The organism is Paenibacillus chungangensis (assembly GCF_042675905.1).
In the GTDB taxonomy this organism is placed as follows: Bacteria; Bacillota; Bacilli; order Paenibacillales; family Paenibacillaceae; genus Pristimantibacillus; species Pristimantibacillus chungangensis.
In genome coordinates this window covers 61,786-80,852 of record NZ_JBHTJZ010000002.1, presented here as the reverse complement: position 1 = coordinate 80,852, position 19,067 = coordinate 61,786, and the positions used below count along the sequence as shown (strand labels likewise).

The 19,067-nt window shown below is 52.8% G+C and carries 18 protein-coding genes and 1 riboswitch; of the genes, 2 read left to right on the top strand and 16 right to left on the bottom strand.

Annotated features, from left to right (window positions below; all coding sequences use genetic code 11):
- Positions 1-7: 7 nt before the first annotated feature.
- The 13 genes from upp to spoIIR all read right to left on the bottom strand — a co-directional run bounded on the left by upp (position 8) and on the right by spoIIR (position 12,914).
- Positions 8-637, bottom strand: a complete 630-nt coding sequence (gene upp / locus ACFQ2I_RS00385; protein ID WP_377561455.1) for a uracil phosphoribosyltransferase — start codon at positions 635-637, stop codon at positions 8-10.
- Positions 638-854: 217 nt separating this feature from the next.
- Positions 855-1,811, bottom strand: a complete 957-nt coding sequence (locus ACFQ2I_RS00380) for an ABC transporter ATP-binding protein (RefSeq protein WP_377561454.1) — start codon at positions 1,809-1,811, stop codon at positions 855-857.
- A complete protein-coding gene (locus tag ACFQ2I_RS00375; protein WP_377561452.1) occupies positions 1,808-2,809 on the bottom strand; it encodes an ABC transporter ATP-binding protein in 1,002 nt (333 codons plus the stop codon). Before ACFQ2I_RS00375 ends, ACFQ2I_RS00380 begins: the two co-directional genes overlap by 4 nt.
- Before the next feature lie 31 nt (positions 2,810-2,840).
- On the bottom strand, positions 2,841-3,785 hold the full coding sequence (locus ACFQ2I_RS00370) for an ABC transporter permease (protein ID WP_377561451.1): 945 nt from the start codon (positions 3,783-3,785) through the stop codon (positions 2,841-2,843).
- 4 nt (positions 3,786-3,789) lie between these two features.
- Positions 3,790-4,725 carry an ABC transporter permease gene (locus ACFQ2I_RS00365; RefSeq protein ID WP_377561450.1) on the bottom strand — a complete coding sequence of 312 codons (936 nt, stop codon included), beginning with the start codon at positions 4,723-4,725 and terminating at the stop codon, positions 3,790-3,792.
- A gap of 130 nt (positions 4,726-4,855) precedes the next feature.
- Positions 4,856-6,523, bottom strand: a complete 1,668-nt coding sequence (locus ACFQ2I_RS00360) for a peptide ABC transporter substrate-binding protein (RefSeq protein WP_377561449.1) — start codon at positions 6,521-6,523, stop codon at positions 4,856-4,858.
- A gap of 629 nt (positions 6,524-7,152) precedes the next feature.
- Entirely contained in the window at positions 7,153-8,400 is a 1,248-nt protein-coding gene (locus ACFQ2I_RS00355) for a serine hydroxymethyltransferase (RefSeq protein ID WP_377561448.1), read from the bottom strand.
- A gap of 75 nt (positions 8,401-8,475) precedes the next feature.
- The gene (locus tag ACFQ2I_RS00350) at positions 8,476-9,081 is read right to left on the bottom strand and encodes a TIGR01440 family protein (protein WP_377561447.1); all 606 of its coding nucleotides are present in this window, start codon (positions 9,079-9,081) and stop codon (positions 8,476-8,478) included.
- Positions 9,082-9,120: 39 nt separating this feature from the next.
- Complete coding sequence (gene rpiB / locus ACFQ2I_RS00345) at positions 9,121-9,579, bottom strand: ribose 5-phosphate isomerase B (RefSeq protein ID WP_377561446.1); 459 nt, start codon at positions 9,577-9,579, stop codon at positions 9,121-9,123.
- Positions 9,580-9,717: 138 nt separating this feature from the next.
- A riboswitch (ZMP/ZTP riboswitch) is annotated at positions 9,718-9,799 on the bottom strand.
- 63 nt (positions 9,800-9,862) lie between these two features.
- Entirely contained in the window at positions 9,863-10,432 is a 570-nt protein-coding gene (locus tag ACFQ2I_RS00340; protein ID WP_377561445.1) for a low molecular weight protein arginine phosphatase, read from the bottom strand.
- Positions 10,433-10,468: 36 nt separating this feature from the next.
- On the bottom strand, positions 10,469-11,017 hold the full coding sequence (locus ACFQ2I_RS00335; RefSeq protein WP_377561444.1) for a manganese efflux pump MntP: 549 nt from the start codon (positions 11,015-11,017) through the stop codon (positions 10,469-10,471).
- Positions 11,018-11,083: 66 nt separating this feature from the next.
- A complete protein-coding gene (locus ACFQ2I_RS00330; RefSeq protein WP_377561443.1) occupies positions 11,084-12,139 on the bottom strand; it encodes an L-threonylcarbamoyladenylate synthase in 1,056 nt (351 codons plus the stop codon).
- Between the two features lie 70 nt (positions 12,140-12,209).
- A complete protein-coding gene (spoIIR, locus tag ACFQ2I_RS00325) occupies positions 12,210-12,914 on the bottom strand; it encodes a stage II sporulation protein R (RefSeq protein WP_377561441.1) in 705 nt (234 codons plus the stop codon).
- A 175-nt stretch (positions 12,915-13,089) separates the two neighbouring features.
- Between spoIIR and sigJ the strand changes: the two genes are divergently transcribed.
- Positions 13,090-13,983, top strand: a complete 894-nt coding sequence (sigJ, locus tag ACFQ2I_RS00320; RefSeq protein WP_377561440.1) for an RNA polymerase sigma factor SigJ — start codon at positions 13,090-13,092, stop codon at positions 13,981-13,983.
- Between the two features lie 323 nt (positions 13,984-14,306).
- Entirely contained in the window at positions 14,307-14,744 is a 438-nt protein-coding gene (locus tag ACFQ2I_RS00315) for a carboxymuconolactone decarboxylase family protein (protein WP_377561439.1), read from the top strand.
- A 495-nt stretch (positions 14,745-15,239) separates the two neighbouring features.
- Here ACFQ2I_RS00315 and prmC read toward each other — a convergent pair whose 3' ends face one another.
- The 3 genes from prmC to ychF form a co-directional block, all read right to left on the bottom strand.
- Positions 15,240-16,217 carry a peptide chain release factor N(5)-glutamine methyltransferase gene (gene prmC / locus ACFQ2I_RS00310; RefSeq protein ID WP_377561438.1) on the bottom strand — a complete coding sequence of 326 codons (978 nt, stop codon included), beginning with the start codon at positions 16,215-16,217 and terminating at the stop codon, positions 15,240-15,242.
- A gap of 175 nt (positions 16,218-16,392) precedes the next feature.
- Positions 16,393-17,469 (bottom strand): peptide chain release factor 1, encoded by a 1,077-nt coding sequence (gene prfA / locus ACFQ2I_RS00305; RefSeq protein WP_377561436.1) that lies wholly within the window; start codon positions 17,467-17,469, stop codon positions 16,393-16,395.
- Positions 17,470-17,845: 376 nt separating this feature from the next.
- A complete protein-coding gene (ychF, locus tag ACFQ2I_RS00300; RefSeq protein WP_377561435.1) occupies positions 17,846-18,946 on the bottom strand; it encodes a redox-regulated ATPase YchF in 1,101 nt (366 codons plus the stop codon).
- Between the last annotated feature and the right edge of the window lie 121 nt (positions 18,947-19,067).

Sequence of the window (19,067 nt, the reverse complement as noted above, 5' to 3'; positions counted from 1 at the left end):
TGCTCTGTCAGTTGGTGCCGAACATGCGATCTCCCGCATCGCCAAGACCCGGGATAATATAGCCTCTCTCGTCAAGACGTTCATCCAGGGCAGCAATATAGATATCGATGTCCGGATGTGCGTCCTGAACGGCTTTCACGCCTTCCGGCGCAGCGATAAGACACATCAGCTTGATGTGATCGCACCCTCTCTGCTTGAGAGAGTTAATTGCCGCAATCGCAGAGCCTCCTGTCGCTAGCATGGGATCGATGACGATGAGAAGCCTCTCCTTCGCATCGGTAGGCAGATTAATATAATATTCCATAGGCTTCAGAGTCTCATGATCCCGTGCAAGTCCGATGTGCCCTACCTTAGCGGACGGAATCAGCTTCAATATGCCGTCCACCATGCCAAGACCTGCTCTGAGGATCGGTACGAGTCCCAGCATTCTGCCCGATACGATCTTGGCATCGGCGATTGCGACAGGCGTCTCCACCTTAATCGTATCCAGCGGAATGTGACGCGTAATCTCATAGGCCATGAGCGTCGCCACTTCATCAACAAGCTCTCGGAAATCCTTCGTATTTGTCTCTTTATCCCGAATGAACGTCAGCTTGTGCTGGATCAGGGGATGATCACATATAACCAATTTGCTCATGGAGCGTAATTCCTCCCAAAATAACGTTATCAACATCGTCCACCCCTTAGATGGACACAATCCCATTTATTATAGCACTGTCAATAATCTGATGCATCTCTATTATTCCCATTACAAGTGTATACAAACAAGATAAGCCGGGAAGCTGCTTGCAAGCATGCATCCCGGCTTATTCCAACCTATATGAGCGATCTGGCCTTCGCCAATCGCATCTTAATCAAGCGTAATGGCAAGAGGCGAAATGCCCCTTCTTCACTTCAAGCAGCTTCGGCTCATCTGTCTTGCACTTCTCCGTCGCCATAGGACAGCGAGTATGGAACTGACAGCCCTTGGGCGGATTAATCGGACTTGGCAGATCGCCTTGCAGCACGATCCGCTCCCGCTTCGCTTCCACCTCGGGATCCGGTATCGGAATAGCCGACAGCAATGCGCGCGTATAGGGATGTCGCGGATCGTCGTAAAGCTTGTCGCTATCCGCCAATTCAACAATCTTGCCCAAGTACATGACTGCTACTCTGTCACTGATGTGCTTGACCATGGACAGGTCATGGGCGATGAAGAGATACGTCAAGCCCATGCTCCTCTGCAAATCCTTCATAAGATTAACGACCTGCGCTTGAATGGACACATCCAGCGCAGAGATCGGCTCATCGGCAATAATGAACTTCGGATCGACCGCCAGCGCTCTGGCAATTCCGATACGCTGCCGCTGACCGCCAGAGAACTCGTGTGGATAACGGATGGCGTGATCCGGATTCAGGCCGACGAGGTCCAGCAGACCTTCCACCTTGCGCTTGCGCTCGGCCTTGCTGCCCGCCAGATTATGAATGTCCAGCGCCTCGCCGATAATATCCGTCACAGTAAGACGAGGATTCAGCGATGCGTACGGGTCCTGGAAGATCATCTGCATATTGCGGCGCAGATCCTTCAGGCTGGAACCGCGCAGCTTATAGATATCCTTCCCGTCGAACGTCACGCTGCCGCTGGTCGGCTCATACAGACGCAGAATCGTCCTACCGGCCGTGGACTTCCCGCATCCGGACTCGCCGACGACGCCAACCGTCTCTCCGCGTCCGATGGAAAAGCTGATATCGTTAACTGCCTGCAACACTTTATTGCTGCCCAAGTTGAAAAACTTGCGCAGATCCTTCACTTCCACTAGTGGGGAGCTCATACGGGCACCTCCCGCTTCGCATACGGGTGCAGCATCCAACAAGCGGCTGAATGTGTATCGCTGCCCTTGAGCGGCTCCAGAGCGGGATCATGATCGACGCACACTCTCATCGCTTCATCGCAACGGGCGCAGAAGCTGCAGCCCGAAGGCGGCTTAATCAAGTCCGGCGGCATGCCGTTGATGGGAATAAGCGGTTCATCCTTCTTCTGGTCCAGCCGCGGCAACGAGCGAAGCAAGCCGCGCGTATAAGGATGCTGAGGATGATGGAATATCTCCCACTTCGTACCCGTCTCGACCACTTTGCCGGCATACATGACAATGACGCGGTCGCACACATCAGCAACGACACCCAGGTCATGGGTAATAAGAATAATCGACGTTCCCATCTTCTTCTGCAGATCCTTCATCACTTCCATGATCTGCGCCTGAATCGTAACGTCCAGTGCCGTCGTCGGTTCATCCGCTATTAGCAGAGACGGATTGCATGCCAGCGCGATCGCAATCATCACCCGCTGGCGCATGCCTCCCGAGAATTGATGCGGATAAGCATCCAGACGCGCCGCCGGATTCGGTATGCCGACCAGATCCAGCATCTCAACCGCACGGGTTGCCGCTTTCCCTTTGCTCAGCTTCTGGTGCTTGGTCAATCCTTCCATAATCTGCGCGCCTACGGTCATCGTGGGATTAAGCGACGTCATGGGGTCCTGGAAGATCATGCCGATCTTGTTGCCACGGATCTTCTGCATCTCCTTCTCTGACAGCGTGAGCAGATCCATCCCATCGAATATAATGGAACCTTCCTTGATCCGGCTTGGCGGAGAAGGATTCAATCGCATAATGGATTGTGCCGTTACACTTTTACCAGACCCGGATTCGCCGACGATTGCAATCGCTTCGCCTTGCTTTACATCGAAGCTCACGCCGCGTATAGCCTGCACTTCACCGGCATAGATATCGAAGGATACATGTAAGTTGTTTACTTCCAACAAAGTTTTCATGGCCATTATGACCTCCTTTTCGCCGGAATGTTCATTTCTTCAGCTTCGGATCGAACGCATCCCGCAGGCCATCGCCCAGAACGTTAAATGCAAATATCGTCAAGCTCAGGAAAAACGCGGGGAACAGCAAACGCCAAGGGAACAAATCGATCGCGCTAACGCCTTCATCAATCATCGTACCCCATGAAGCAACCGGCGACTGTACGCCCAGGCCGAGGAAGCTCAGGAACGCCTCGGTAAAGATCGCGTTCGGGATCGTCAGCGTTAATGTGACCAGAATCGGTCCCATCGCGTTGGGAATAAGATGGCGGAATATGATCCGGAATGCGCCGGCACCGAGCGACTTCGAGGCCAGCGCATACTCTTGATTCTTCAACTGCATAATCTGTCCGCGCACAATCCAGGCCATATTAATCCAGCCGGTTATAGACATCGCAATGATAATGGTCATTATGCTCGGCTCCATGACAACGAGAAGGAGAATTACGACCAGCAGATACGGAATGGCAGCGAGAATTTCCGAGAAGCGATTCATCACTTCATCGACCTTGCCTCCGAAGTAGCCCATAATACCGCCGTATATAATACCGATAACCAAATCAATCAGTGCGGCTACAACGCCTACGAACAGGGAGACTTGCGCGCCCTTCCACGTCCTCTCCAGCATATCGCGGCCCAGATCGTCCGTTCCGAACCAATGAGCGGCGCTAGGCGCAGCGTTTGTATTATCCAAATAGTTGGTGCTATGGTCATTCGGAGATAGGATGGGAATGGCGATTGCACATACCGCCATGATCACAATAATCCAGAATCCCGTCATCGCGAGCTTGTTGCTAACGAGACGCATCCATATATCTTGCCAAGCCGTCAAGCTCTTGCGTCCTTCACCGGAATCCATCTTCTCCGATTTCGGAAGCTTTTCGAACATCTCGGGAGTCAGTCCTTCAGGAGCGGCTGTGTGATATTTATCGGACATGATTTTATTCCCCTCCCTTTCCACCGGATTTGCGCATACGCGGATCAACAAGCACGTACGCCACATCCGCCAAGAACCGGGCCACCATTAATATAACGGCGTAAAAAATCGTAATCCCCATGATGAGAGGATAATCTCTATCTGTCACACTTTGAACAAAGTACTTTCCGATACCAGGTATGGCGAATATTTCTTCAATGACAACAGATCCTGTAATAATACCTGCCGTCAAGTATCCCAAATAGGTAACAACAGGCAGCATGGAATTACGCAGCGCATGTCTCCATACGATCAAATATCCGGAAAGGCCTTTGGATTTTGCAGTTTTAATAAAATCGGCGTTCAACACTTCAATCATGGTCGATCTAAGCAGTCTGGCAATAAACGCAATCGGCCCAGACGCAAGCGTGATGGTCGGAAGCACATAGTCAAGCGGATCATCAAGACCTGCAACAGCGAACACAGGAAACTTTACAGCAAACATATATTGCAATATGGGCGCCAGAACCAAGCTGGGCACCGCCAAGCCGATAACGGCGATAATCATCGCCATGTTATCCAAAAATTTGCGGTGATGCATCGCCGCAATAATACCTAGCAAGCTCCCCACTACAACGGATGTCACAATGGCAGACAAGCCAAGTCTTAATGAATAGCCGAATGAATCCTTAATCATTTTGTCAACAGACTGAAACTTTTTCTTCATGGATATGCCAAGGTCACCTTGCAGCAGGTTGTTCAAGTAAGTCGTGTATTGTTGAAACAAAGGCTTATCCAGGCCGTAATAAGCCTCCAGGTTTTTCTGGACCGCCTCGCTCGTTGCCTTCTCTGACTGCAAGGGACTGCCCGGAATGGCGTTCATAAGGAAGAACGTGGCGGTAACAAGCAGGAATAGGGACAACAGCATAAAGATGAATTTGCTTGTAATGTAGCGGACCAAAGGTTCACCTACTCTCTTGATCTTTAATGAAGCAGCGTATTGCATTCCGGTAGCAACCCTTCGCTTATACACTTTAATATCTTGAAAAGGGTATATATAGGATGACTATATATACCCTTTCGTTTGAAGGTTACTCTTTGCTGCCGAATACCCAGTCAATTGTGCCGGAGTAGTCAGGACCAACGCCCTTGAATCCATCCTTAAGCATTGTAACAGTTGTATAGTAGTACACCGGCAGTACGGCCATGTCTTGCTCGAAAGCGATCTTCTCCGCTTGTGCGATCAGATCAAGACTTTCTTTCATGTCAGGCAGCTTCAGTGAAGCATCAAGCAGCTTGCCAACCTCTTCATTCATATACTTGCCGTCATTGTTGCCCGATTTTGGATGGAGCAAGTCGACTACGAAGGAGTTCGGGTGATTGTTGTCCGCTCCCCAACCAGAACGGGCGATATCGAATTGGCCCGCTTTCTTCGCTTCCAGGAATGTTCCCCACTCCTGATTGGCCAGCTTCACTTCCACACCCAGGTTTTTGCGCCACATATCGACGACAGCTTCAGCCATTTTCTTATGGCCTTCGCTTGTGTTGTACAGCAACGTGATTTCTGGCATCTCCGAGATGCCTTTTTCCTTCATTCCTTCTTCCAGAAGCTTCTTGGCTTCCTCTACATTTTCTTGGAAGAAGCTGTCTGCATACATAGCGCGGTAAGTCTGGTCGTCAGCGCCTGCAATGTTAGGCGGGACAATGCCGTATGCCGGCGTTTGCTTCGCTTTTGTGACGTTGTCGATTAACGATTGGCGGTCAATCGACATCGCGAACGCTTTACGGATCTTGGCATTGTCGAACGGAGCTTTCGCATGATTGAACTCGTAGTAGTATACCGACCCTACATTGTGAACAGTCGCTTTACCTTCTTCAATCATCTTAGGCGTACGGTCAATGGACAATGCGCCAGCTTGCGCGCCGATCCAGTCAATCTTGTCTGTCTCGTACAGGTTGAAGATCGTGTTCTCATCGTTAACGACTGTGAGCGTGACCTTGTCGAAGCCAATCTTGTCTGTAGCATAATAATCCGGGTTCTTCTCCAGTACCAGCTTGTCTTCATGCGCCCACTGCTTCAGCTTGAACGGTCCATTAGAGACAATCGTCTCTTGCTCCGCAGCCCAGCCTTCAGACGCTTCCACTGTCGCTTGGTGAACCGGGTAGAACGTGTAGAAAGCAACGATGCTCGGGAAGTACGGAGTAGGCGAATGCAGCTTCACTTCCAGCGTATAGTCGCCTGTCGCTTTGATGCCTACTTGAGCGGCGTCTGTCATCTCACCGGCATTGTATGCTTCCGCATTCTCAATATAATTCATCTTGTAAGCATAATCCGCAGGAGTTGTCGGATTGATGACGCGCTTCCAGGCATACTCGAAGTCATGCGCGGTAACGCTGTCGCCGTTACTCCACTTCACATCGTCGCGAAGATTGAAGATGTAGGTCAGACCGTCTTCCGACACTGTCCAATCCTTTGCTACTGCTGGTTCAGGGAAGCCCTCCGCATTCAGGCGCGTAAGACCTTCATACAGGCCGGCCGCTACGATGCCGGATGTAGAATCCTTCATCAGGGCAGGGTCTAGCGACGGTGGATCGCTTGCTATCGTGAACCGGAATTCAGCCGCTGCAGCATTACCCTCTTCACCTTTTCCGCCTTGGCCCGTTTCCTCTTTGTCTTTGCCGCAAGCTGCGAGCACTGTGCTGAGCGCAAGTACGAATACAAGCATGAACAGCGTTGACTTTTTGAAACTTCCTTTCATGAAAATTCAACTCCCAATTCTATGTGTATTTTGTTTGAAACCGTATTAAAAGCAATAGGGATTAAGCAGATCATCAAGAAATAACATCCAATTTATTGAAAATAAAAAGCTTTACACAAGGTTCACATTCTACATTAACGTTTAACAATATACTATTTCATTTTTATTATTGTCAATCATATATTGGTCCAATTTTATTTCCAAATACCGACTGCGTCAGCAAACCCAGTGCTGGCTTGAAATAGCTCAAATCACTTCACAATGTTGTCATATAGTCACTTTAACGCTTTATTACCTGATTGCTATATAGTAAATTTGCTTTAAAGCTACGCTACGTTGCAGCGTTTTTCAGAAGAAGTTTTTCGAAAATTCTCAATGTATAGTTAACATTACTGTGATATTATGGTATTAAAAATATTTCTAAAAGAATCGATTTTTTTGAACTTTCACCCCTTTTTCAGCCCACTCTGTACCTTGATAACCATCCCTTGGTTCACTGTCTTATCATGTCCCATTCCAGCAAAAAGTTTCTTGCGGATAAGCACAAATCGCCTTGCGTACTTCAAGATTTCTAGCAACAAAAAAAGCCCCGGCACGAAGCCGGGACGGGGGTTCAAAAAAGGGTAATATTAGTATTTCATCTCGGGATAAAGCGGGAACTTCGCTGTCAACTCTCTTACCTTGCTGAGCGCTTGCTCCTTCACTGTAGCATCCTCAGGCTGCTTCAATACCATGGCGATAATATCTGCGATAACCTTCATCGCTTCTTCATCCATGCCACGGGTCGTCGCAGCTGGCGTACCGATCCGAATGCCGCTTGTGACGAACGGACTCGTCGGATCGAATGGAATCGCATTTTTGTTGACCGTGATGCCAATTTCATCTAGCACATGCTCGGCGGCTTTGCCCGTAATGTTCAGATTGCGGGTATCGATCAGTATCAAGTGATTGTCCGTTCCGCCAGATACGATGTTGATACCTTTCGCCATGAGCTCTTCGGACAGCACCTTGGCATTGTTCACGACATTCTGTGCGTATTGCTTGAAAGAAGGCTGTAGCGCCTCACCCAACGCTACCGCCTTGGCTGCGATGACATGCATAAGCGGACCGCCTTGGGAGCCAGGGAAGACCGCCTTGTCGATCGCCGCCGCCCATGCCTTCCTGCACAGGATCATGCCGCCGCGAGGTCCCCGCAGCGTCTTGTGCGTCGTCGTAGTTACGAAGTGGGCATGCGGAACCGGATTGGGATGCAGACCTGCAGCGACAAGCCCTGCAATATGCGCCATATCTACCATGAACAGAGCGCCAACATCGTTCGCGATGGCCGCCAGCTTCTCGAAGTCGATTACGCGCGGGTACGCGCTTGCGCCTGCTACCAGCATGCGAGGACGATGCTTGAACGCCAGCTTGCGCACTTCCTCATAATCGATCGTGAAGGAATCTTCCTGCACGCCGTAGGCTACGAAGTTGTAGAGCAAGCCGGAAGCATTAACCGGGCTGCCATGTGTCAGGTGTCCGCCATGCGCCAGGTTCATGCCAAGCACCGTATCGCCAGGCTTCAAGGCAGCCAGATAGACCGCCATGTTCGCTTGCGCTCCGGAATGCGGCTGCACGTTAGCATGCTCGGCTCCGAACAGTTCCTTCGCGCGGTCGCGGGCGATATCCTCTACGATATCGACATGCTCGCAGCCGCCGTAGAAGCGCTTGCCAGGGTATCCTTCCGCATACTTATTCGTCAGAACAGAACCAGCCGCTTCCAGCACAGCCTCGCTGACGATATTCTCCGATGCGATCAACTCGATGTTATCGCGCTGACGCTGCAGCTCCAGTCCTAGTGCCTTCAGTACTTCGGGATCTTGCTTGCGTAGTTGCTCCACTCTCAATTCCTCCTTATATTTGAGGCGAGTTCATACAGCATGCATACGCCATATGCTCGCTAATTCACTGGTTCGTTATTCACAATGATGCGCAGATTGCCGCTCCGTTAGCCGCTGTTCGGGCATCCGGTACTGCGCCCTCTCCCCGCCGATCAGCTTCGGCCTTGTGTAAGCCATCGTGACATGAGCGGCGCCGATGAAGCGAATCGTCGGCCTGACAGGCACGGCAACATGGCGCAAGTGCATGCCGATGAACGTATCGCCAATATCGATGCCCGCATGTGCTCGCACAGCTTCCACGAGACAAGGCGCAGTGAACTGGCTGTATGCATAGGCAGCCATGGAGCCGCCCGCCTTCGCCACGGGAACGGCATGGACAGGCTCCAGGCCATAGGATTCCGCAGCATTCCTCTCAATGACAAGCGCTCTATTCAAGTGCTCGCAGCACTGATAGACCGGAACGAACGGAATACGGGCTCGGACCGCTTCCACGCCAGCGAATATGCTCTCCGCCACTTGCAGCGCTCCCGCAGTTCCGATTCGCTCGCCCAGCACTTCGCTCGTACTGGCTCCGACCACAAGCAGCTGTCCGGCTTGCAGCCCGCCCGCTTCTATCAATTCCTGAAGTATGCGTTCAACCTCCGCAGACCAGCCCGGATTCATCGATTCATCTATTCCCATAAGCCGACTCCTTCCGTCAGATTGCGAATGACCACCGTACTAGGGATGGATGGAAAACTTCTTTTCCAGCTGCATCACTTTGTTAACCCGCCCAATATGACGCTCGCCTTCAGAGAACGGCGTCTCCAACCATATGCGCACAATATCCATTGCAACGCCTGGACCGATAATGCGCTCGCCCATAGCAAGCACATTCGTATCATTATGCTCCCGGGTCGCTTGGGCGGAGAAGTGATCGTGCACAAGCGCGCAGCGAATGCCGGGATACTTGTTCGCCGCGATCGACATACCAATGCCAGTGCCGCAGATGAGAATGCCGCGATCAGCCTTCCCTTCCGCCACCATCTCGCATACAGGCAACGCATAATCCGGATAATCGACCGATTGCTCGCAATTACAGCCGACATCTACAATTTCGTGACCAAAAGATTCAATAAGGGGGACGATTTCATCCTTTAACCGATATCCTGCGTGATCAGCACCAATTGCAATTTTCAAAGTAAACACCCTTTCGCAAAATCATATTGCTCGCATGTGCCCGCAATCGCGCTCATGCTGCATATCCCTCTGCTGATAGTATACCTTGTTACCTCGGAAAAAACGAAAAAAAGAGCAGTACATGCACGTATGCATGATGCTCTTTGCCCAGGCGACCGGCCGTATCATCCAATGCTCCACCGTGGTATGCCCACTTTCGTCGCCAGTTACATTGGATACTATTATCGTCTCCCTCATCATAGCTCAAACGATGAAAATAATCAATCCATTGATTTAAAGTTGCTTAAAGCCGGTCAAGCAGCTTGTCCACCGCTTCTTCGATCTCATCGGAGCAGCTGTTATACAGCGATAACGGACCGCCGAAGGGATCGGCGATATCGAAGCTGGGAATGCGTCGCTCCAGCTCCAGCAGCCGTGCGCGCTCTGCATCCGACAGCTGGTCTCCCAGCGCCTGCTTCATCTGCATATCGGTGTAGAGTCCCTCCAGCTCCGCAATATCTCGCAATACCGATGCATGCTGTATAGCGTATTCCTTCAAGGTATAGGTCTTGTCCACCGACTCTGGATGCCACTGCAGCAATTCACGCTTATGCCCTGACGTCATCGTCAGAATCAGATCGGCCCACCGGATCGCCTCCGGCGTTAAGGACGAAGACGAGCCGGCATGCGAGACGTCCCGGCGGCGCAGCGCTTCCAGAGAATGTGCCGATATCGGCAATCCGTCAATCGTCGACACGCCGGCCGACCGGACTTCCACCGGAATCCCTCTCTCCCGAGCCTTATGCCGCAAGATGGCCTCAGCCATCGGCGAGCGGCATGTATTGCCTGTACATACGAATAAAATTCGCTTCATGCTGTCATCTCCTTCCTGTTGTGCTTGACGTTATCTCTAGGTTATGAACAAAATGCCGAATACGAGCAGAATGGCTCCGCCGCACGCTTCTCCGTACTCCCCCAGATTGGCGCTTACTTTGCGTCCCAGCAGCAAGCCCAGCATAGACATAAGTCCGCCGAAAAATCCAAACAGTAGCACAGTCAACCAAAAATCCGCCCAGAACATGCCCAACGTCACACCAACCGAAAAGGCGTCAACGCTTACGCTTGCTGCCAGCATGAGCAGTCCCCATCCTGATCTGTGATTAAAGGACTGCACTTCTTCTCCTTTAAAGGAGCTATAAATCATGTGGCCGCCCAACAGCATGAGCAATACGCCTGCTGATATGGTCGCTACATCGCCGAGCAGACCGCTTACAAGCTGTCCCGTCAGCATGCCGCCAATAGGCATAATGACATGGAATAACCCAATGACAACTCCCAGCTTGGCGATATCCAGCAGCCGAATGCCCTTCAGCCCAATGCCAAGTCCAAGTGAGAAGGCATCGAAGCCCAACGCGACGGCAATAATAAACAGGGTAATGAATCCGCCTGTATATTCCATCCTACTATCTCCCCCATGTCCACATGGTCTCTACTCAACATATGCGGACAAGGGGGGAAACATGTGTTACGTATTCACGATACGATGTCCCGCCGCCTTCGCTAACCGATTCAACAATGCCTCTCCGATGCCGCCGTCCGGCACGCATCCTTCGGCCCACATCCGTTCTATCCCTTCGTCGTCGAAGCGCCGCAACGCGCCATACAAGCGCTGGGCCGCTTCCTCCACATTCTGCTCGCTGCCGCAATCTTCCACAAGGTCAGCCGCTTCGTACTTATGAGTCCTCTCGCGGAAAGCGAGTACGCCTGTCTTCACTCCTACCGCCTCCGCCTGCATCAGCTCATCGTTAATATAGGCTGTTACAGCAGAAGGTTGCCCTCGCACGAGGTACAGCTCGCCCTTCGGCGCATAATGCGTATACTTCATGCCAGGCGAACGCGGGGCTTGATCATCCGCTTCAAACAAACCTTCACGAATGATTCGAATATTCGGCAGCGCTGCTGTGAGCGACTCCATCGTTACCCCGCCTGGTCGCAGAATACGCACCGTCTCTGCGTTCGCCAGCTCCACGACCGTCGACTCCAGTCCCACACCTGTAGCTCCTCCGTCCACGATACCGTCTATTCGCCCCGTCAGATCGTCCGCTACATGGTCGGCCGTCGTCGGACTGGGGCGCCCGGACAGGTTGGCGCTTGGCGCCGCCACGGGGCAACCGGCTTGCCGCAGCAATTGCAGCGCAAGGTCATGATCCGGCATGCGGACGCCTACGGTCGGAAGGCCTGCCGTCACGAGCGGCGACAGCGCCCCGGCCTTCACCGGCAGCACCAGCGTAAGCGGTCCCGGCCAATACTTCTCCATCAGGCGTCTTGCCAGAGGCGGATAAGGCTCTACCAGCCCGTCCAACTGCTCCATATCCGCAATATGCACAATGAGCGGGTTGTCGGAAGGGCGACCCTTCGCGCGGAAGATGCCCTGCACGGCATCGTTATCCGCCGCATTGGCGCCCAAGCCGTACACCGTCTCTGTTGGAAATGCGACCAGCCCCCCGTTCCGCAGCAGTTCCGCCGCTTCCTGCAAGGACTGGGTATGCCCGTTAGCTTGCCATATCTTCGTATCCATCATGTCTTATATTCAACCTTCATACCATAGTCGTTAATTCAACGCTATTATAACATAATCACAGGCCTGTCTTTCAAAATAACGATTTAATCCAGTCGATCAGCTTCTGGATCATTTCCCATAAGAAAAATTTCACCTCGGGCGCTTCGCCTGCTGCTGCAGACTGCTTATCAGCGTCTTGCCCAGCAGACACTGTGCCTGCCGACGCATCCGCCGAAGCAGAAGCAGCTGACGCTTCCCCAGTCGCCGCATCCACAAAGCAGAGCGGAGGGAACAGAACGCACCACCAATTCTGACCGTTGCCCTCCCCCAGCGTAATGAGCAGCGCTTCGTATTCGCCTGCCGGGTATACTTCATTTCCGTACATTTTCGTAGGGAATTGCACGTTATTCAGCTGCACGGAGAAGGAATAGGAGAATCCTCTGCTTCTCAGCACCTCCGCTACCGTCTCCTCAATCTCCGGCATATGCTCCTGCATGACTGCTCGCGCTTCCTCAATTGTCGCAGGCTGCGCCGTGTAGCTTCCCATCTGCTTCACAATCGCATCGCGCACAACACGCTTCACCAGCTGATCCGCAGGGGAATCGGAATGGGCGAGAATGCGCAGGCGGATAGCCTCTTCGGGAATGCTTCCCGCCGTCATGGCGGCGTCGATCTTCTGGGACTCCCAACTCATCATCAACAGAATAATGGCAATAACGATAAATCCGTAGGAAGAACGATAAGGAAATTTATAGGATTGGGCCGAATAAGTAGAATTAGAATAATAGCTGGACATATGCACAAGCTCCTCTCGCTCGCCCGTCGGCGTGCCTGCTTGCGTCCCGGAACGTCTCTATCCGTCATTATGCCCGGCATGAGTAGCCTATAAACCTTCCAAATCTATGAATCTTTCTTTTTTGAGATGAGGTCCGCTATAATGGCTTCACAAAGATTGCGGAAGAGGTGACGAATTGGACATTTCACCAATCTATAGACAGTATTACGCATTATTGCTTCGGCATGCCTATAAAATGCTGGGTTCTTACAATGATGCAGAGGATATGGTGCAGGAGGTATTCGCCCGATACGATCGGCTGGAGGAGCAGGATGTTCGGCATGAGAAGGCATACTTGGTGAGAATGGTGACGAACCGCTGCCTCAACTTCATCAAATCGGCGCGCAAGAAGCGAGAAGTGTATACGGGCATCTGGCTGCCGGAGCCGCTTGTAACCGCATATTCAAGCAGTCAGGAGCCCGGGCACCGGCTGGAGCGGCAAGAAGAGACAACATATGCGATGCTCATCATGCTGCAGGAGCTGAGCGGAATGGAACGAGCGGTGTTCCTGCTGAAGGAGACGCTGGGCTACAGCTATCCAGACATTGCGGAAGCGACGGGGAAGTCGGAGGCGAATTGCCGAAAAATATTCAGCAGAGCGAAAGCCAAGCTGGCGGAGTGCAGACGAGAGCCCGTGCTTCGGGCCCCGAACGCGGACGCTATTGTGAAAGCGTTCATGCATGCTTCGGAAACGGGAAACAAGGAAGCGCTGCTTGAGCTGCTTGCTTCGGATGTCGTCGTGAAAAGCGACGGGGGAGGAAAAGTGCGCACCGCTATATTCCCCATTCTGGGCAAGGAGCGCGTTGCCGCGCTTATGTGCGGCATCGTACCGAGAGGATTCCTGGCTGATGGCCATATGCTCGTGTTAGTCAATGGATCGCCGGGCGTGGTCATTGTGAAAGATGGGGCGGCTGTAACCGTGCTGTCGTTCCACTTGACTGCAGACAGTCGGCGGATCGAATCGATCTATATGATTAAAAATCCGGATAAACTGCAGCATGTCACAATTCCGGATGCTATGTTGTCTTAGAGATGTAAGCCGCGGCACATTGCTGTCGATCATCGAGCAACTGCAAAGCAGCTTCTGAACGTTTGCTGCCGATCATCGAGCAACTGCAAAGCACCTTCTGAACGTTTGCTGCCGATCATCGATTAACCGCAATGCAGCTTCTGGACGTTTGCTGCCGATCATCGATTAACCGCAATGCAGCTTCTGAACGGCGATGCCGACGCTTAGCTTCAATTGGCTTGCTGTTCATCCGTGAAGCGTCTGCCAGTTGTATTGACACTGTATCGAGTCACATTCAGGCGTCACTGCCAGCGGCGACATCTCAAATTAGGGAGTGGATATTCATGACACAGAGGATGCAAATGAACAAAGTGGTTCCGAAAGGTTATACGGCTATGCTGAACATGGAAAATTATGTGCAGACATCAGGAATCGACAAGACGATATTGGAGCTGATCAAAATCAGGGCGTCGCAAATAAACGGCTGTGCGTTTTGCATCGATATGCACACAAAGGACGCCAGAGCTTACGGTGAATCCGAGCGGCGCATCTATGCGCTGAATGCATGGCGGGAGACGCCGTTCTTCACGGACAAGGAGAGAGCGGCGTTGGCGCTGACAGAAGCCATTACGCTTATAGCGGATAATCATGTGCCGGATGCGGTATATGAAGAAGCGGCACGGCACTATGATCAGGAGGAGATTGGCAACCTGATAATGGCGGCTGTCACGATCAACAGTTGGAATCGGATTGCCATCAGCACCGGCATGATGCCGGAATAAGCGGTAGAACAGGGGACGGGGAGTGGCAAAGCTGGAAGGGGCTCGCTATAGCTTACACTTTGTACGATTTATCGTACAATTGCCACAGCACGAGCCTCTTTCTAGTCCATTTTGTACGATTTATCGTACAAATTTCGCACCACAGGGCCCTTTCTAGTTCATTTTGTATGATTTATCGTACAAATTCCGCACCACAGACCTCTTTCTAGTCCATTTTGTACGATTTATCGTACAAATTCCACATCACAGGCCTCTTTTTAGTCCATTTTGTACGATTTATCGTACAATTGCCACAGCACGAGCCTCTTTTCGACCCATTTGTCAAGCGAAAGGCAAGATGGGCTTGACGGGGCATACTTTTTGGCGGCACGAGGCATGCTTGGCGGGGCTATGTGACCAAAATGAGCGATAGCGCTCAATTCCCACTACTTTATCGAGTCTATGTGATCATTTGAGCGAAAAGCCCCACCCCTACATACAATCAACAGCCGACCACTACTCCTGTGTCGCAATAATGTGGCGCTCGATGCCTGCGTAATCCTTGATGATCGCGATGCTACTCCACGCCCCCATCTCCCTCATCATGTCGGTGACAACGGACGGCTGGCCGATGCCCAGCTCGAAGGCGACAAGCCGGGGTAGCTGCGGCAGCTCCCGCAGCTGCTCCAGCATGCGGCGGTACGGGTCCAGCCCGTCCGCCCCGCCGTCCAGCGCGAGATGCGGCTCGAACTCCCGCACCTCGCGCTGCAGCCCGGGCAGATCCGCCGCCGGTATATACGGCGGATTGGACACTAGCGCGTCGATCGACACGTCGCCGCGCCCGCCACTTCCGCACCCTCGCAGATAGGGTGCGAGCAGGTCGCCCTGCAGGAACTGCACCCGGTCCGCCACCCCATGGCGGGCCGCGTTCCTGCGGGCGACCTCCAGCGCGTCCGGCGACAGATCGGACGCGCTGACGCGCCAATCGTGACGCTGCGCAGCCAGCGTCACGGCGATGGCGCCGCTGCCGGTGCCGACGTCGACGACGGTCGGCCCTGCTGCGGCGCCCGCTCCGGCGCCGGCGCTATGCGGCTCCGAGGGCCGCTCCGCCGCCGGCCACAGCCGATCGGCGGCGGTGAGCACCGCCTCGACGAGCAGCTCCGTCTCGGGGCGCGGGATCAGCACGGCCGGTGTTACCGTGAACGGCCGGCCATAGAACCATTGCTCGCCGATCATATATTGGATCGGCTCCCCGCATGCCTTGCGGCGCAGCAGCGCTTGCCACTGTTCTCCCTTATGCAGGGGGAAGGGATCGTTCCAGGCAAGCAGCAACGCCGCCCGGTCCAACTCCAGCACATGCATGAGCAACAGCTCCGCATTGCTGTCAGCCTCCTCGACTGCTTGAGCTGCAAGCCAAGCGGCCGCCTTGCGGCAGGCTTCCCTGACAGTCAGCCCTTCGCTGAATATAATATCCGTATTCGACTTATTATCCATCGAACATCCTCTCCTCTCGCGCATCTGCCGCTACAGGTCGCCAGAATGCTCCATTCGTCAACTGCACTATCGTTGCCACCGATAACGCTATCCCAACAAAAAACCGGATATGCCTGTATGTCCCGGCAAGGGACAAATTCTACGGCTATCCGGCGCTTGCTTATTCAACTCAGTGTTAGCTGCCCATCGATTCTCGTTCCATCAATTCCGCTTGCTCGGCAATCGTGAGCTGCCCTACAATATCTTCCAGGTCGCCGTTCATAACGGAATCCAGACGATGGAGCGTCAAGTTAATGCGATGATCCGTCACGCGGCTCTGAGGAAAGTTGTACGTTCTAATTCGCTCGCTGCGATCGCCCGTTCCCACCTTGCTCTTTCGCTCACCGGCATACTTCGCCTCTTCCTCCTGGCGACGGACATCATAGATGCGCGCCCGAAGCACCTGCAGCGCCTTCATCTTGTTGTCGTTCTGTGACTTGCCGTCCTGACACGTCGCCATAATGCCCGTCGGCACGTGAAGCACGCGGACCGCAGACTTCGTCGTATTGACAGACTGGCCGCCGGCACCGCTGGAGCAGAATGTATCAATACGGATATCCTTATCCAGAATTTCCACCTCAACATCCTCTACTTCAGGCATCACAGCTACCGTCGACGTCGATGTATGAATGCGTCCGCCGGATTCCGTCACCGGAATACGCTGCACCCGGTGCGCCCCGCTCTCGTATTTCATCTTGCTGTACGCACCCTTGCCGTTAATCATGAAGATAACCTCTTTAAATCCGCCCAGATCATTCTCGCTGAAATCCATCAACTCTACGCGCCATCCTTGCGAATCCGCGAACTTCGTATACATCCGGTACAGATCGTAGGCGAACAGAGCGGCCTCGTCGCCGCCCGCAGCGCCGCGAATCTCCACGATAACGTTCTTATCGTCGTTAGGGTCCTTCGGCAACAGCAGAACGCGAATGCGCTCTTCCAACTCCGTCACCCGCGGCGAGAGCTCTTCGATCTCCAGCTTCACCATCTCGCGCATCTCGTCGTCAAGCTTCTCATTCAACATCAGCTTCGCATCTTCCAGCTGCTGCGACGCTTCTTTATATTCCGTATAGGCCTCATACGCCTCTTGTAAGTCCGACTGTTCCTTGGACAGCTCTCTAAGCCGCTTGGGATCACTGGATACATCGGGATCGCACAGCAATTCGCTCAGCTTGTCGTATCGGTCGGCCAGCGCTTGTAATCGGTCTAGCACCGTTATTCACCTCAGTTTATATTCCATTAAGATAATCATCATTATAGCATAACGAAAGTTCCGGTTGAATATGAGGTTTATGGAGAAATCAGCATGAACGACCCTTCGCTATTCGTTATCCCCGTGGATAACGAACTTTATGGCGGTTATCCACGGGGATACTCACAACTTGTACACAAATTAGCCGAACTTATACACATATTTGTCCACAGGCTGTGCACACCTTGTCCACAACTATATAAAATACAACGGACAGAGCTGTCTCAAGTGTGTCCAAATAACGGGCGAACATGCCATCCCGTTCAAAAAAGGACCTCAATTTCCACTACAAAGTGGAGACTAAGATCCTTCTTCTCAAAAAATTGTAACAGGATAATTATACGTTAAATCGGAAGTGCATAACGTCGCCGTCGCGTACGACATACTCCTTGCCTTCCAGCCGCAGCTGGCCTCGCTCCTTCACGACTGCCATGGATCCTGCGGCTACCAGATCGTCATAGGACACAACCTCGGCACGGATGAAGCCCCGCTCGAAGTCTGTATGAATAACGCCGGCCGCTTGAGGCGCCTTCATCCCTTGGCGAATCGTCCATGCTCTCACTTCTTGCACACCGGCCGTAAAGTATGTGTATAGTCCCAGCAGCTTATACGCCGCTCGAATGAGCCGATTCAGGCCGGATTCCGTCAGGCCAAGCTCCTCCAGGAACATCTCCTTGTCTTCGCCCTCCAGCTCAGCGATCTCCGCTTCCACTTTGGCGCTGATCGGCACAACCTCGGCGCCTTCTGCTTCCGCGAACTTGCGCACGATCTGGACATACTCGTTGCCCTCGGTATCGCCCGCTTCCGACTCGCTCACATTCGTGGCGTACAGAATCGGCTTCATCGTCAGCAGATGCAGATCCCGCACCAGAAGCTTCTCGTCATCGGTCAGCTCCAGACTGCGTGCGGGCTTGTCCTCGTATAGCGCTTCCTTCAGACGCTCCAGCACCTCGACTTCTTGCGCCACTTTCTTATCGCCGCTCTTCAAGTTCTTCTTGGAACGCTCCAGCCTTCTGTCGATGGAATCAATATCCGCCAGAATGAGCTCCATATTAATGGTAGCTATATCGCCCAGCGGATCCACCTTGCCGGATACGTGCGTAATGTTCTCATCCTGGAAGCAGCGTACGACGTGCACGATCGCATCCACTTCTCGAATATGGGCCAAGAACTTGTTGCCAAGCCCTTCTCCCTTACTGGCCCCGGCCACAAGACCCGCAATATCGACGAATTCGAATGCGGTCGGCACGACATTATTCGGCTTCACCAGCTCTACCAGCTTATATAGACGCTCGTCCGGCACTTCCACTACCCCGACATTAGGGTCGATCGTACAGAACGGATAGTTCGCGGATTCAGCACCCGCCTGCGTAATTGCATTAAACAACGTTGATTTGCCCACATTCGGCAACCCTACAATACCTGCTTTCAAAGCCATGCGAGAAGACACCCCTATTTCCGAAAGTAAACAACTCCAGTCATTATACCCCAGACGCCATCTTTTGTGAAACTATCATTCATCAACCGGCGCTGAAGCAACTCTTATCTACGAAGGAGAA

Bases quoted from the DNA above. Each gene is read 5' to 3' on its own strand.
- ACFQ2I_RS00380 (WP_377561454.1), bottom strand. From the start codon at position 1,811: ATGAGCTCCCCACTAGTGGAAGTGAAGGATCTGCGCAAGTTTTTCAAC.
- ACFQ2I_RS00370 (WP_377561451.1), bottom strand. From the start codon at position 3,785: ATGTCCGATAAATATCACACAGCCGCTCCTGAAGGACTGACTCCCGAG.
- prmC (WP_377561438.1), bottom strand. From the start codon at position 16,217: ATGGATAATAAGTCGAATACGGATATTATATTCAGCGAAGGGCTGACT.
- ychF (WP_377561435.1), bottom strand. From the start codon at position 18,946: ATGGCTTTGAAAGCAGGTATTGTAGGGTTGCCGAATGTGGGCAAATCA.
- ACFQ2I_RS00330 (WP_377561443.1), bottom strand. From the start codon at position 12,139: ATGATGGATACGAAGATATGGCAAGCTAACGGGCATACCCAGTCCTTG.
- ACFQ2I_RS00315 (WP_377561439.1), top strand. From the start codon at position 14,307: ATGACACAGAGGATGCAAATGAACAAAGTGGTTCCGAAAGGTTATACG.
- ACFQ2I_RS00350 (WP_377561447.1), bottom strand. From the start codon at position 9,081: ATGGGAATAGATGAATCGATGAATCCGGGCTGGTCTGCGGAGGTTGAA.
- ACFQ2I_RS00335 (WP_377561444.1), bottom strand. From the start codon at position 11,017: ATGGAATATACAGGCGGATTCATTACCCTGTTTATTATTGCCGTCGCG.
- ACFQ2I_RS00375 (WP_377561452.1), bottom strand. From the start codon at position 2,809: ATGAAAACTTTGTTGGAAGTAAACAACTTACATGTATCCTTCGATATC.
- ACFQ2I_RS00360 (WP_377561449.1), bottom strand. From the start codon at position 6,523: ATGAAAGGAAGTTTCAAAAAGTCAACGCTGTTCATGCTTGTATTCGTA.
- spoIIR (WP_377561441.1), bottom strand. From the start codon at position 12,914: ATGTCCAGCTATTATTCTAATTCTACTTATTCGGCCCAATCCTATAAA.
- upp (WP_377561455.1), bottom strand. From the start codon at position 637: ATGAGCAAATTGGTTATATGTGATCATCCCCTGATCCAGCACAAGCTG.
- ACFQ2I_RS00340 (WP_377561445.1), bottom strand. From the start codon at position 10,432: ATGAAGCGAATTTTATTCGTATGTACAGGCAATACATGCCGCTCGCCG.